Raw genomic sequence first — 15,014 nt, 5'->3', positions numbered from 1 at the left:
AAAAAGGCCCCGATAAAAAATAATCAACCATGCTTGCCGAAGTATTGTTTGGAGTCTTTCACGTTAGGCTTAATCGTGTCAGCCCCGGGTTTCCAATTGGCTGGGCAAACTTCACCATGTTTTTCCACAAATTGTAAGGCATCTACCAGGCGCAAGGTTTCTTCGACGTTGCGGCCCAAAGGCAAATCGTTTACCGTTTGTTGGCGTAAAATGCCTTCTTTATCGATTAGGAAAAGACCGCGTAAGGCAATACCTGCGTCTTCTAATAGCACGCCGTATTTGCGGGAAATTTCCTTGTTGGTGTCGGCAATTAAGGGATAATTAATGGAACCAAGACCGCCGTCTTTACGAGCAGTATTTTTCCAGGCCAAGTGAGAAAAATGACTATCGATTGAAGCGCCCAGCACTTGTACGTTGCGCTTTTTGAATTCTTCAATGGCTTCACTAAAGGCGATAATTTCGGTTGGGCAAACAAAGGTGAAATCTAACGGATAAAAGAAAAGCACCACGTGTTTTCCGCGGTAATCGGCTAAGCTGATTTGTTTGAACTCGTTATTTTCCATGACCGCCGTGGCTTTAAAGTCAGGGGCCTTTTGTTGAACTTGTAACATAATTATTTTCCTTCCTTAAATGAGGTTCCTCTTTAGGATGGAAAATAAATCAAGCTTTTGAGGAGGCGTCAAGTCTTAATCTGTCGATTCGGCAATGTAGCGCAAGATATCCCAGATTGTCACGACGTAAACCGGTTTTTCGCCTTCTAACACGGGCACATTGCGAAACCCTCCCACCGACATAATATGCAGGGCGCAGGCGATAGAATCATCGCTGCAAATAGTTTCGGGGTCTTGAGTCATGATTTGTTTGACGGGAGTTTTGTCCATATCGAGGCCCTCACTCATGGCCTTGTAAAGGATATCGCGTTCGGTAACAATCCCAAGCAGTTTTTGGGCTTCAACCACCAAAACGCTGCTCTTATTAATGGTGATAGTGTGAGCCACATCGTAAATACTCGTTTCAGGAGTAGCCACTAACGCAGAACGAGGTTTTAATTTTGTAACCGGTTCTTGGATCAACGTTGCTTCGAGTTCTGATTTGGGCAAATAGATGTTAACCGAAGTTAATTCTTGCCCGCATTTTTCACAAGTATCAGCGCCAGCTAAATTGGTATGACGGCAAGAAGGACATTTCATCATGTTATTTAATCTCCCAAACATCACCACTATGGATGAGTTTTTTTAAGTCACCGCGGCCTAATTTTACACTTGCTTCTATTTGTTGTTGTAAGAGTTCATCATAAGTAGGGCGGTTCACCGATCGCAAAACACCAAAAGCTACTGGAAAGTTGGGCAAGGCAAAACGGGCCAGCATGTCGGCATAAGAAACCCCGGTTGCGTGTTGATCATGGGCAATCAAATCTTGGGGTGGATTTGCGGGGTCAAATTCTACCACCTCGGGTTGTACCCCATTCATGCGGATGCCTTTATTGACCGTTTTACCAAAAATGAGGGGTTTGCCATGTTCGAGTTTAAGAAAATGGTCGTCTTTTTTCTCTCGGTCTGAAACCTCAGCATGGGCACCATCGTTAAAAATAACACAATTTTGTAAAACCTCTACAAAGGCTGTGCCTTTATGCCGGCCAGCGGCCTCAAAAACTTGGCCCATATGTTTCACATCGGTATCAACCGTTCTAGCCACAAAGCTAGCCTCAGCCGCCAAGGCAATCGAGATGGGATTCATCGGATAATCAATAGAACCGTGTGGGGTAGATTTAGTTTTTAACCCAAACTCAGAAGTTGGGCTGTATTGCCCTTTGGTAAGGCCATAAATTTTGTTGTTAAACAAAATAATTTTAACATCTACGTTACGTCGCAAAATATGAATCAGGTGATTGCCGCCAATGCTTAATCCATCACCATCTCCTGTGATGACCCAAACCGACAGGTCAGGGTTTAAACATTTTAGCCCGGTGGCAACGGTTGGGGCACGCCCGTGGATACTATGAAAACCATAAGTGTTCATGTAGTAGGGGAAACGGCTCGAGCAGCCAATCCCCGAGACGAACACAAATTTTTCTTTAGGTATTCCTAAATTGGGCAGTGTGCTTTGCATCATGGCTAAGATGGCGTAATCACCACAGCCAGGGCACCAGCGCACATCATTGCTAGAAATAAAATCTTTACGAGTTAATTTTACGGCGGTTTCAGACATTGGCTACCTTCTTTTTTTTTGACAAATATTGGGCTACTCCATCGAGGATATCTTGAACCTTAAAAGGTTGACCTTGGACTTTATTAATGCCGATGGCATCGATTAAATATTTTGCCCGAAGCAATAAAGCTAATTGGCCTAAGTTAAGCTCAGCAACGATGACTTTGTTAAAATTATTTAAAATAGTACCGAGATTTTTCGGAAAAGGGTTGAGGTAATTTAAATGCAGGCTTGAAACCGCATGGCCTTCTTGTTGCAATTTTTCCACTGCGGTGAGGATGGCGCCATGGGTTCCACCCCATCCTACGATTAGCACATCACCTTTTTCTTCACCAAAGACTTTGGCATCGGGGATATAGTCGGCAACTTTGGCAACCTTTTCAGCTCGCATTTTTATCATGAATTCGTGATTCATGGAGTCATAACTTACATTGCCGGTGCGATGGGCCTTTTCTAAACCACCAATGCGATGTTCATAACCTGCGGTTCCAGGCAGAGCCCAGGGCCTTGCCAAGGTTTCAGCATTGCGTTCATAAGGCATAAAAGTTCCGTTAAGCGGGCCTTGGGGATGACTAATGTTAATTTTGGACAAGGATGCAATATCGGGCAAAAGCCACGGTTCTGAGCTATTGGCAATGTAACCATCCGAGAGTAAAATCACAGGGGTCATGTGGGTAATAGCAATGCGAACCGCTTCAATGGCCATGTAAAAACAATCGGCTGGCCCTGAGCAAGAAAGTACGACGAGTGGGCTTTCGCCATTTCGCCCATAAATAGCCTGTAATAGATCGGCCTGTTCGGTCTTGGTAGGTAAGCCGGTCGAGGGGCCGCCGCGTTGCACATTTAAAATAACCACGGGTAATTCGGTCATGATAGCCAAACCAATGGCTTCCGATTTTAAACATAAACCAGGGCCACTGGTGCCGGTGACACCGATTCCACCTCCAAAGGCAACCCCAATAGCAGCGCCCATGGCGGCAATTTCATCTTCACATTGAATGGTCTTAACCCCAAAATTTTTCAGTTTTGATAATTCGTGCAAAACATCAGAAGCGGGTGTGATGGGATAAGAACAATAAATTAAATTGTCGTTAGCAAGTTCTTTAGCCGCCGTGAGCCCACAAGCCAAAGCCTCATTCCCTGTGATATTGCGATAAATCCCCGGCGGAAGATCAGCCTTTTTTACCCTAAAGTGGGTAGGAATTTCTTCGGTGGTTTCTCCATAATAAAAGCCGGCTTTTAGGGCCTTGATGTTCGATTCTACAATAAGCGGATTTTTTTTAAATTTTTTCTCGATCCAATCGACCGTAAGCTCAAGCGGTCGGGAATACATCCAATACAATAGTCCCAATGCAAAGAAATTTTTACAACGGTCCTTATCCTTGCTAGATAAATCAATATCTTTGAGGCCGTTCATGTTGAGCGTGCTGATGGGAATTTGAATAACTTTAAAATCTTTTATACTTTCTTGGGTCAAGGGGTCTTGGGTAATGCCGGCGCGTTGAAAATTGCGCTCGTTAAAAGCGTCTTTGTTAACAATGATGGTGCCACCTTTAAGCACATCTTTTTGGTGAACGAGTAAAGCGGCTGGATTCATCGCCACTAACACATGAGGTTGATCGCCCGGGGTGCGAATGTTTCGTCTTGAAAAATTGAGTTGAAAGGAACTAACCCCAGCCAGCGAGCCAGCGGGTGCGCGTATTTCGGCAGGAAAGTCAGGCAAGGTGCTAACATCGTTTCCGATGTAAGCCGAGGTGGTGGTGAATTGGCTGCCTGTGAGTTGCATGCCATCACCGGAGTCGCCCGCAAAACGTATAATGACATCGGCTAATTCTTGAATGGTTTTGTTTTTATTAGGCGAAGAGTTAGGTTCCATTTTAAATTAGGCTCCTTCTTGGCTTGTGTTCACTTGTCGAAAGATAGGTGGCAAATTAAAAATTCCGTGAGGGAAATTTTCGGCTAAATAATCGATAACATCAATGACCGAGATATAACCAATGAGCTTGCCTTGTTCAACGATAGGCACATGACGATAACCCCCTTTGTGCATGAGCTGAATGATTTTCTCGATCGAGTCGGTGATGGTAAGGGTTTGAGGGTTAGGGGTCATGATCTCAGAAATTCGAGTGGAGTATAATCGATGAGGGTCTACTATTTTTTTCATCAAATCCCGTTCGGTGCAAATACCGACTAGTTTGTCTTGATCTACCACCAGCACACAGCCTTTTTTATAACGTTTTAAGAGAGAAAGACTGTCAGCGACGGTAGCATCGGGTTCAACAATAATCGGGGGCTTGGTTCCAATGCTTCTTAAAATATCTGTTCGGAGGGCTTCTTTAAAATCCATAAATCTCGTTTAAATTCAGAGGGTTAATAAGCACTCTTTTTATTGATGCAGAGCATCAATAAAACTTATGCCTTGAAAACAAGGTATTTTCAACCACTATCCTAGTCTTGAGAATCAGAAAGTTCAAATGATTATAATCATGTAGGAATATAATAGAAATTAGTTGCACTGCGTTGTTAAAAAAGAGAGAATAATAATTCTAATGGGGCATATAAGGTAGAGGGGGTTGTCATGAAAAAGTTGAAAGTTGTGGGGTTTTTGTCATTTTTTGTTTTAAATCTCGCCCTTTTTTCGAGTGGTTTTATTCAGTTAGGTTGTGGTGGGGGAACTACCAATAATACAAATTCTGGCTGGACGACCGTTTCAGAAACTTCGGTGGTGGGGAGTTTTTCCACCGTGATGACAGGTTTTTTTGACATTAGTTTTAGCCCTGCTGATAGCTCCATTGGGTTTTTTGTGGGTAATACGGGGACGGTGGATAAATCCGTGAATGGTGGGACTAGTTCTACTAGCATTGATGATCTAGGGACCAGCAGCACTTGTCGAGCTGTTGTTATGTCGTCAAGTAATCATGTTTGGGTGGCTTGCCAAGACAATGGGTCGGGGGCTTTAAATTATGGTAGTGGGGCTTCGATTTGGCATAGTAGCGATGGTGGAACTACCTGGGAGCTTCAGGTCAATACCGATGCCACCTGGTTAGCAAGAACAGGAGAAACCAGAACGGGTGCCACTCAAGATCGTATGAACATGTTTGCCTTTCAAACCGATAATGTAACTGGAGTAGCTGTGGGAGGTTATGGGAATAATTACAACTTGATTTGGACAACAACTGATGGTGGTGCAGGTACGGGTAGTGATTGGGTAGAATCTTATCTTGCTCAAACGACAGGTACCGATGATGAACTTCACGGGGTTGAACTTAAAGTTGCGGGTGACAATTCATTTCTGATCCTTGCGGTTGGGAATGGTGGTGTCATTCTTAGAAAAGTTGGCACGGTAAGTACGGATTTTACAACCACAGCAGGTTGGACCCAAATCACCAGTGGTACCACCCAAAATCTTTTAGATGTTAAATGCATCGACGATAGTATTTGCATGGCAGTAGGTGGTGCTGGGACTTGTTTGCGTAGTACGGATGCAGGAGCATCGTGGTCAACGGTGGATTGTGGAACCACGAATGAATTAGGTGCGTTGGATTATGTTACCGGAACGACTAAAATTTGGGCCGGTGGTGCTGCTGGTACGATCCTTTATTCTTCGGATGCAGGTGTAACCTGGACTGAGCAAACCACCGATATTTCAACTTATCCCGTGCAAGCCATTTACATGATCGATGAAAATACCGGGTATGCAGCTTGTGCTAATAGTTCCAGCAATACCGGTGCACTCATGAAAACCACGAGCGGGGGCACCTCTAATAACTTGGATTTGGGGGGACCTCTAAAAAGGGCCCAGATGCAAGGCGCCCGCAAAGACGCGACCGGAGCGTATATGGAAATACGTGAGGATCGCGGCTTTGCGGGCAACGCGGCAGATGGGTCGTTTTTAGAGGTCCCCTAAGAAAAATCTCTTGTCTTCGCCAGGGGGATGATTTATTCGTTTTTGCATGGTGGTAGTCAAACGTCCCCAATTAAATCTTTTTGATCGCATGTACGTAGGTGCTGTGTTGCGGGGCATGATGATTACCATCCGCCATGCCCTGTCTAATATTTTTTATCAACAAGGCATTATTACTTACGAATATCCCGAAGAAAAGAAACCCATCCCCGATCAATACCGCGCTGAGCATCGCCTGATGCAAAGGCCTGATGGGTCGGTCCGCTGCACCGCATGTATGTTATGTGCCACGGCTTGCCCTGCTCATTGTATTGAAATTGTAGCCAGTGAACACGAAGACCCCAAGGTTGAAAAATTTCCCACGATTTATAATATTAATCTTTTACGTTGTGTTTACTGTGGGCTGTGTGTCGAGGCCTGCCCCTGCGATGCCATTCGCATGGATACAAAAAAGATCGAAAATGCCGGCTACACTCGCCAAGGTTTCATTGCCGATAAAGATTACCTTCTGCAAAATCATCCCCAAGATAAATCACCTTTCTCCATCGCTTTGTATTAAAATTTTCCCCCCACAACCGGTAATACACAAATGAGCGCTATTACCGGTCAGAGGAGAAATTTTTACCTAGGGTTATTGTAGCGAAGAGGGTTTTTGTTTGCTTGGGTCCTGATTCGCTGGTTTTTGTTGTTGACTTGCCACCTGGAGTTGACTCTTTACCTTATCTTGTCCAGCGATGTTTTTGGCCTTGTTTTCAATGACCTCTTTTTCATGCTGGTTTTGCACAGCCCCACTTAAAGTAACAATGCCGTTGTTAGCATTTACCTTCACATCCTTGGCCATGTTCGAGAGTGTGATATCCGAATTAATCGATTGTCGGATATTCTGACTCAAGTCTTGATCGGATGCAGCACCCGGTTTTTGGTATTCGGTTTTTGGCCCAGGGGGAGGCATAGTTTTTTCAGTGGGCTTTGTTTCAGGGGTCTTTAGGACTTGCGCTAGGGTTGGGGCCGATGCAAGGCTTAACCCCAACAGGAATGATAGGGTTATTCCTCCAATCGCGCATTTTTTTAGCTTAGCTTTCATTAGTTCCTCCTTTTTCAGACAGCTTCCTACGCAAGCCAAAAAAGCTTATGAGGCTTCAGTGAGCTTAAGTATTAGGAAGAGTCAGTGTTATGGGAATGTAATTTTTAAGAATTGTAAAAGAAGTATTCTATTTTTTAAAAGATACGCTTTTTTAAAAAGATACGCTCCAGGGTAGACAAAAGGTCTAACAAGTCAACCCCTATTTTTAAAAAATTTTGCGCATTTTAGAAAAAGTATTGCAATATCGGTAAGTTTTCAAATTAGTTCACCCGACAAAAACCTTCGTAATCAATCAATTCTTTGATCGTAGGTTTGTCACCGCATACGGGGCAGTGCGGATCTTTTTTAATTTTTAAAATCCGAGTATTCATGCGTAGGGTGTCCATGATCAAAAGTTTTCCAACTAAGGGCTCGCCAATGCCAAGAATTAATTTTAAAGTTTCGACAGCTTGAATAGAACCCACAATGCCAGGCAATACACCAAATACGCCTGCTTCCTGGCAGCTAGGTGCCATTTCAGGGGGCGGAGGTTCAGGGTAAAGACAACGATAACAAGGGCCGATTCCTGGCAGGGTTATACTCACCTGGCCTTCAAAACGAAAAATACTGGCATCGACCAATGGTTTTTTTGCAAATACACAAGCATCGTTAATTAAATAACGAGTGGGAAAATTATCACAACCATTCACCACAATGTCGTAATCTTTAATAATACGTTGCACATTATCACGATTTAAACGTTCGCGATAGGTTACAATATTTAAATCGGAATTAATTCCCTTTAAAGTTTGTTTAGCCGATTCGACCTTAGGTTCGCCAATGCGTGCCTCCGAGTGTAAAATTTGGCGTTGCAAATTGGATTTATCAACTACGTCGTCATCAATAATGCCGAGGGTTCCAACCCCGGCTGCCCCTAAATAGAGAGCAGCTGGGCATCCTAGGCCGCCTGCACCAATCAATAGAACTTTGGCTTGTAATAGTTTGATTTGCCCAGCTTCGCCTACTTCGGGCATGAGGATATGGCGGTTGTAGCGTTCGAGCTGTTCTTTATTGAGAAATTTTTTTACCGCGGTTTTACGGCCTTCGCGGGCCCATTTGGTAAAACCACCGATGAGTGAGCTAACATTTTTATAACCTAAATCTTGCAAAGATTTTGCCGCTAAAGCAGAGCGATTGCCACCGGCACAATAAAGAATAATTTCGGCATTACGATCGGGGACGGCATCTTCGATTTTAAGCTCTAAAAAACCGCGAGGAATCAGTAATGCGCCGGGAATTACGCCTTTTTCTTGTTCATCTTTTTCACGGACATCTACGACCTGGATGGCAGGGTTGCTGTGCAGTTGCACCTCTGCATGTTCTGTAGAAATTTCGCGAATTCCTTTTTTAACATTGCTTAATAAATCTTGAACGGTGTTAGCCATTGAGAACTCCTTGGGGGGTTGTTGAAAAATGTATCTTCTGTCATCCCTGCGCAGGCAGGGATCCAGTGATTGCAGGCAGTTTTAGATTCCTGCCTTCGCAGGAATGACATTTCTCAACACACCCCTTAGCAGAACATGTATCAAGTAGACTCAGAAAGGTCAAGGCGAGGTCATTCGATTCGCTAGCTACGTGCGGGAGGCTTTTGTGTTCCTTGGTAGTGTTTTTGGTAAAAACGTAGAATGTCCTTTTCACGCAGATATCCGAGTAGTTTGTTTTTTTGCTCTTTGGGATCAATAACCGCCACTTTGTCGTATTCCATACTGGCTAATTTTTCCAAGGCTGTATAAAGGTTATCGTTGACGGTAACCCGGCCAACATTTTGGGTTAAAATATCTTCGGCCACAATTAAAGAACTTGCCTCGTCAAGTTCAGCGGTCATGCCAAGATCATGCAAACTGATAACCCCTCTTAACTCTCCCGATTCGTTTTCTACCATCAAATAGGGAGTATGTAGCGAAGTGGCCAAGGCCCGAATTTGAGTCATGGGAGTATGGCGAGGAATGATGGCTTCGCGATGGAAGCGATTGCCAAAGGCGGTTTCAATGGGGATTTTTTTTAAGAGGTTTGGATTTATTTCCCAATCGTGGGCTTTAGAATAGAATTTGTTGATCACCTGATTTTTGTAAATAGACCAGCGACGGGTAAAAATAAAGGCCATTGCTGCTACCAGCATGAGGGGGGGCAAGAGCTCATAACCGCCGGTCATTTCGCTCACCATAATGAGTGAGGCAAAGGGTGCATTAGCCACTCCTGCGAAGAATGCCCCCATTCCTACAACGACAAAAGGTGCCACGTTGGGAGCGAGGGCAGGAAAGAAGTGATGCGCAATGGTTCCAACGGCGCCGCCCAACATTCCACCAATAAATAACGAGGGGCCAAACACTCCTCCTGAGCCCCCCGAAGAAACGGTGAAAGAGGTGGCTAAAATTTGCATTAAAGCGAAGAGTCCAAAAATTCCCAAACCTGGCCACAATGCCAAAGTAACTTTTCCGTTGATGGCTTGTTGAATCATCCCCAAACTGCCGCCAGTTACCTCAGGGAAGAAATACCCCACGCAGCCAGTGAGTAATCCGCCTAAGGTTGGTATGAGATAAAGAGGGAGTTTTAATCGATCGAAAAAATATTTTTTTATGCCATGAAAAAATGAAACATAAATATAACCCACCGCTGCACATACTAATCCCAGTAAGGCGTAAAAAATTAACAAAGTAGGTTCGCGAAACATTTCTTGTTTCATTTGAAAAATGTGACCAAACCCTAGGAAGGATCCAAATATGGTATAGGCCATGATCGATGAGAGTAAGCAAGGAATGAGGGCGTCGGATTCAAGATCTTCTTTGTAGGGGATTTCAACCGCAGTCAAAGCGGCGCCCAGCGGTGCTTTGAAAATGGCTCCTAGCCCACCCGCAACACCAGCCAATAAAAAAGTGCGGCGTGCTCTTTCTCCTGCTTTGAACCACCAACCCATCAATCCGCCAAGACTAGCCCCCATTTGAGCCATGGGGCCTTCTTTCCCGGCACTTCCCCCACTGCCTAGTGTAATTAACGTTGCAAGCCCTTTTACAATCGAGATTCTCTTACGAACCAAACCACGTCGGTTATGGAAGGCTTCTAAAAATGCGTCGGTACCAGTGCCTTTGACCTCGGGTGCTAAAAAGAAGGTGAATAAGCCAACTAATAGGCCACCAGCGGTCGGTAAAATAAAGAATAGCCAACGCCTGGGTGTACCTATGGGTAGTTGAGGAAAAAAAATGGTTTCTCCAGTTGCGTGCAGGAAGGGTATGTGAAGCAGGTAGCCATAAGTCCAATGGGTGGCCAACGATAAAAGATAATAAAACAGGACCGCCATGAGGCCAGAGCCAAGCCCGATCAAGAGAGAGAGAATATAGATTTTCTTAGAATCCAGTTGGAATAGGTTTTGCCACGCAGAACGCACTCGATAGAATTCCTCTAAGAAGAAATCTCGTTTAATTTAGGTTCATTTGTCAAGTATTCAAAGTCAACGGCCCAACATAGGTTCGTTCGTTTTGAGTTCGCTAATCAGAGCGCTAACTACAGCCGGTAGTGATTGGGTTTGCTGAAAAACTTTGCGCTGGCGCAAGCTGCTGGAGCCAACGTGTAAAATGTCGGAGACCGATGCGAGTTCTTTTCCACAACCAAGCGATGCTGAGACAGGTTTTAAAAGTTCTAACAATTTTTCAATTTCTTCTTTAATCGTGCAGGTCTGCCAAGATTCAGGATTAATGATACGCCCTTCGATTCCATAGCGAGCAGCTTGCCATTTATTTTCGGGGGCCAGCCAATAACGAGGCATAACCACCTTTCTGGAGCGCTTGCCTTTTTCAAATTGATCATCAATCCAAACGATAAGGCATTGAATGAGTGCCGCAAGCGCGAGTGTTTCTTTAAGCGTGGGCACACCATCACAAATGCGTACTTCAACGGTACCAAAATCAAAGTGGGGGCGGATGTCCCAGTAGAGGTCTTTAATTCCACCAATGGCGCCAGTTTGCAAAAGAGTGTTGTAACATTTTTCAAACTCTTTCCAATCAAGCAGGAAGTAAGGCAAGCCTCCGGTAGGAAAAGATTCAAAAACAGCGGTTCGACAAGAGGCAAGCCCGGTGTCTCTTCCACCCCAGAAGGGAGAACTGGCAGACAGTGCTAGGAGATGAGGAATATAGTTAATCATGGAATTAATGATGTGAATGGCCCGATCACCATTACGTACGCCCACATGAACATGTAAACCAAATGTGGTGAGCCTGCGGGCCAGCCATTGAAATTTTTCGTAAATCCCCAAATGCCGCTGATCAGGAAAAATTTTTCGCTCCCACCAATGTTGAAAAGGATGAGTCCCTGCAATGGCGATTTCTACACCTCTCCGATCGGCAAGCGTTCGAATCAACGCCGATTGGTTTTGTAGTTTTTGACCTACTTCTTTTACGTTTTGACAAATATCGGTTTTGATTTCAATCATGCCTTGGGTCAATTCAGCCGTTGCGTTTAAATTAGGATTTTTTGCGGCGTCACTTAAAATAAGTGGGGCCATCGAGGCCAAATCTTTAGTGGTGCGGTCAATCAATTGGAGCTCAAGCTCAACCCCTAAAGTCGGATTTAGATTTTCTTTAAATTGAATTGGCATCTGCTGATTGTCCACTTTTTGTTTTAAAAGGGCAATAGTTAATGAAGTATAGACTTGACTCCACTTTAATAATGAGTAAAGTAGACATATGTCTACTTTATCAAGATACCTGCGAGGTAGTATCGCGAAGGATCTGGAGAATAAAATGGTTTTTTTGGGGGGGCCGCGGCAAGTTGGAAAAACCACCTTTGCCCAGGGGTTCATCGAAAATTTCTGCGATGGTCATCCTGCTTATCTCAATTGGGATGTCACCCAAGATCGCAAGTCCATTCGAGAGGCTGCATGGCCCCGAGCGGAACCCCTGATCGTTCTTGACGAAATTCACAAATTTGCCCGTTGGAGACAAATGATCAAGGGTCACTATGATAAGTTGAAAAATACCCACAAATTTTTTGTTACCGGTTCTGCCCGGTTGGATTACTATCGAAAAAGTGGTGACTCTCTTTTGGGGCGTTATTATTACTATCGATTGCATCCTTTGAGTTTGCCTGAGCTTCATTACGAAAATCTTGAAAGGCTCCTTCAGTTCGGAGGATTTCCTGAACCCTACCTGAAAAAAAATGAAATCGAATTAAGGAGGTGGCACAAGCAACGCAGTGAGCGCATCTTATATTCCGATGTGCGTGATCTGGAACGTGTAAAGGAAATCTCCTTGATACAATTATTAGCCGAAGCGCTTCCGGAAAGGGTTGGGTCTCCCCTCTCTCGGAAAAATTTGGCTCAAGATCTAGAGCTGGATTTCAAAACGATTGAAAGATGGATTGCGATTCTTGAAAACGTCTATTATTGTTTTCGTATTCCACCTTATGGCGCCCCCAAGATTCGTGCTGTTAAAAAAGAACAAAAGCTCTACCTTTGGGACTGGAGTGAAGTAGAAGAGACGGGTACTCGTTGGGAGAATCTTGTCGCTTCTCATCTCTTAAAATATTGTCACTATCGTGAGGATACGGAGGGTGTAAAAATGGAGCTACGGTTCTTACGGGATACGGACGGCCGCGAAGTGGACTTTGTTGTCTTGGAGAAGAAAAAACCACTCTTTGCAGTTGAGTGTAAAAGTGGAGAAAAAAAGGTATCACCCCATTTAAAGTACTTTCAGGAAAGAACAAACATTCCCAAATTTTATCAAGTACATCGGGGCCAAAAAGATTTTGCTGTCTCAGATACAATACATGTTCTACCATTTAAAAACTTTTGCAAAGAAGTGGGTTTGGTGTAGTCAACTCCCTATCCCTTTAGTGTAGTCAACTCCCTATCCCTTTATTTCGATAATACAATTGGCGGGGTGTAAAGGGTTTATTTTGAAAAGGGTGTTGTTTTTATTAGCCTTCATAATATTGTTCGTTAGCCCTGTGGGGGCTCAGCAAAAGACACATATAGGATGGTTAGGGTTTTCTTTTGCTAATTCTAATCTTTTGATCAATGATTTTATCAACGAATTAAGAAGGAACCTCCCCTTATCTTTGCACACGGAAGTGCCTGATTTGAGGGATAGTCTTGAGTGCCACGGGGACATTGTCCAGGATCGTTTGATTGACCGATATTTAATTTTTGCCCAGTCAGGTTCTTATCCTCAAGCCATAAAAATTCTAACTGAAATAGAGGGACAGTTTCAGTGCATGAGCGCTAGGCAGTTAAACCGTTTTCATCAAGCTTTTTTTTATACTTTAACGAGTTTTACCAATCGGCACTACAAGCAGTTTTCTGATGAGTCTTCTCAAAGCGCCTATTATTCATTTGAAGAAATCAATTTTAATCTTCTCCTGCGGCTTCATGAGTGGACGCAAAGTTATAGTGATTTGGCTAGAACGGCGATCAAGAGGCGAGAACGTTTGTACCTTGGAGCAGTTTCAAGACAAAATTCACCCTTTAACCAACTGGGGGTATGGATTCGTAATAATGAGGGCGAATTGGTCGCTATTTCTACTCAATGTAAGTCAGTACAAGAAGCGGGGGATTGTAACCCCATTCCAGCACTCCTGCGTTCTTTTGATAAGCATCTTTGGCTGACAGGCGTTTGTCAGACAAAGGATCTTGTGCCAGACCGAAGTCAGGGGCCCGATGTGCATCAATTTTATTGTGAAATGGCCTGTGACTTATTAAATGGCGAAAAACAAAGAAACCCGAACGTATCTGAGGCTCAACGGGTTTTATTACAACGGATTTGTCAAGCCAATCATTCGCTGGGAGGGACGGGGGATGCGAATGCCCTACTCGCAAAACATGCTGGGTGTACGGCAAATGTTATTTTACCTAGCTCAGAGGATACTATAGATGGCGGGTTGTCTTGTACCATGGGGTACCTGCAGGGAGAACTTGATCGAGATAATTTTACAATTGATCCCCTTGCTCGTATTCGAGAAGAGAGGGCGGTTCGAGACTGCCAAAGTGCAAATCCCTTAATGGAGGATGGTGATGATACGCCACCGCCCCCGGCCCCGTCGTCACCACCGCCACCACCGCCACCGCCACCACCGCCACCACCACCACCGCCACCACCGCCCAGTCCCAGCGAACAGATTGCAGAGAGACTTAGTAAAAACAGGCCACCAAGTGTAACGATAGGTCCTATTACATTTAACAGAGCTCATCCCGCAATGGTTGGGCCTGATGATAACACGAAGGAACAGAAACCTGGATTTGTTATAGGAGGCGTGTTTGATTGCGCTGAAGGAAGCAGAGCCTGTTCCTCGGCGTGTACGACAGATGACTTGCGCAAACAGACTTATCTTGATTGCATGAAGGATAATATACTTAAAGCAAAAGGCCCGGGTTTTCGCAGAGAGCCACTTCATGGTAGCGGGGGTGCTCCATATCCACTTGTTAGCCAACCTTTGCCCGATCAGGCCGGAGAACTCAATGCCTTGCAAGAATGCCTTATAGCAAATCTTCCATCTGCGCCGGCATCTCAAAATCAATGTGCTCATGTACAGTGTGCATTTCCCAACACACCGGTTGAGGGTCCCAATGGAACCTGTACGTGTCGCCAAGCACTTGGTAGTAAAGAAGACATCGATGTCTTATCAGCATCAGGTCAGTGTGGTCGTATGCAATGCCAAGAGGGGCAAATTCTAACAGATGAGGGATGTTGCGTCACTCCTAACGAGGAAGACAATCCCTTTGGTCCCGGAGGGGGCAGGGCACCTGTTCCGCCCATAGGTCCTGGTGGGGGAGATCCAAATCCAAGTTATTAG

At 44.5% G+C, this 15,014-nt stretch carries 13 protein-coding genes; 4 read left to right on the top strand and 9 right to left on the bottom strand.

Annotated elements, in window-relative coordinates:
- Window positions 1-23: 23 nt before the first annotated feature.
- From HYU97_02860 to HYU97_02840, 5 genes are all read right to left on the bottom strand, one after another.
- A complete protein-coding gene (locus HYU97_02860) occupies window positions 24-614 on the bottom strand; it encodes a peroxiredoxin (GenBank protein MBI2335687.1) in 591 nt (196 codons plus the stop codon).
- A 72-nt stretch (window positions 615-686) separates the two neighbouring features.
- Entirely contained in the window at window positions 687-1,193 is a 507-nt protein-coding gene (locus HYU97_02855) for a CBS domain-containing protein (GenBank protein MBI2335686.1), read from the bottom strand.
- Window position 1,194: 1 nt separating this feature from the next.
- Window positions 1,195-2,208, bottom strand: a complete 1,014-nt coding sequence (locus tag HYU97_02850) for a 2-oxoacid:ferredoxin oxidoreductase subunit beta (GenBank protein ID MBI2335685.1) — start codon at window positions 2,206-2,208, stop codon at window positions 1,195-1,197.
- Window positions 2,201-4,084, bottom strand: coding sequence for a 2-oxoacid:acceptor oxidoreductase subunit alpha (locus tag HYU97_02845; protein MBI2335684.1), 1,884 nt, complete (start codon window positions 4,082-4,084; stop codon window positions 2,201-2,203). The genes HYU97_02850 and HYU97_02845 overlap by 8 nt, the downstream gene beginning before the upstream one ends.
- Before the next feature lie 6 nt (window positions 4,085-4,090).
- Window positions 4,091-4,555, bottom strand: coding sequence for a CBS domain-containing protein (locus HYU97_02840; protein MBI2335683.1), 465 nt, complete (start codon window positions 4,553-4,555; stop codon window positions 4,091-4,093).
- Between the two features lie 231 nt (window positions 4,556-4,786).
- On the opposite strand from HYU97_02840, the gene HYU97_02835 reads away from it, so the two are divergent.
- On the top strand, window positions 4,787-6,115 hold the full coding sequence (locus HYU97_02835; GenBank protein MBI2335682.1) for a hypothetical protein: 1,329 nt from the start codon (window positions 4,787-4,789) through the stop codon (window positions 6,113-6,115).
- Between the two features lie 46 nt (window positions 6,116-6,161).
- Window positions 6,162-6,671, top strand: coding sequence for an NADH-quinone oxidoreductase subunit I (locus tag HYU97_02830; protein ID MBI2335681.1), 510 nt, complete (start codon window positions 6,162-6,164; stop codon window positions 6,669-6,671).
- Window positions 6,672-6,743: 72 nt separating this feature from the next.
- Here the strand turns inward: HYU97_02830 and HYU97_02825 are convergent, their stop codons facing one another.
- From HYU97_02825 to HYU97_02810, 4 genes are all read right to left on the bottom strand, one after another.
- A complete protein-coding gene (locus HYU97_02825; protein MBI2335680.1) occupies window positions 6,744-7,196 on the bottom strand; it encodes a BON domain-containing protein in 453 nt (150 codons plus the stop codon).
- A gap of 260 nt (window positions 7,197-7,456) precedes the next feature.
- Complete coding sequence (gene moeB, locus HYU97_02820) at window positions 7,457-8,620, bottom strand: molybdopterin-synthase adenylyltransferase MoeB (protein ID MBI2335679.1); 1,164 nt, start codon at window positions 8,618-8,620, stop codon at window positions 7,457-7,459.
- Between the two features lie 182 nt (window positions 8,621-8,802).
- A complete protein-coding gene (locus tag HYU97_02815) occupies window positions 8,803-10,617 on the bottom strand; it encodes a chloride channel protein (protein MBI2335678.1) in 1,815 nt (604 codons plus the stop codon).
- 63 nt (window positions 10,618-10,680) lie between these two features.
- The gene (locus HYU97_02810; protein MBI2335677.1) at window positions 10,681-11,823 is read right to left on the bottom strand and encodes a glutamate--cysteine ligase; all 1,143 of its coding nucleotides are present in this window, start codon (window positions 11,821-11,823) and stop codon (window positions 10,681-10,683) included.
- A gap of 145 nt (window positions 11,824-11,968) precedes the next feature.
- Between HYU97_02810 and HYU97_02805 the strand changes: the two genes are divergently transcribed.
- The gene (locus HYU97_02805; protein ID MBI2335676.1) at window positions 11,969-13,039 is read left to right on the top strand and encodes an ATP-binding protein; all 1,071 of its coding nucleotides are present in this window, start codon (window positions 11,969-11,971) and stop codon (window positions 13,037-13,039) included.
- Window positions 13,040-13,157: 118 nt separating this feature from the next.
- Window positions 13,158-15,014: a hypothetical protein gene (locus HYU97_02800; protein ID MBI2335675.1), complete on the top strand. Its 1,857-nt coding sequence runs from the start codon at window positions 13,158-13,160 to the stop codon at window positions 15,012-15,014.

It is taken from the genome of Deltaproteobacteria bacterium (assembly GCA_016183235.1).
GTDB lineage: Bacteria > UBA10199 > UBA10199 > DSSB01 > JACPFA01 > JACPFA01.
Note: the sequence above shows the minus strand (reverse complement) of the source record. Positions and strands in the feature narration are given on the sequence as shown.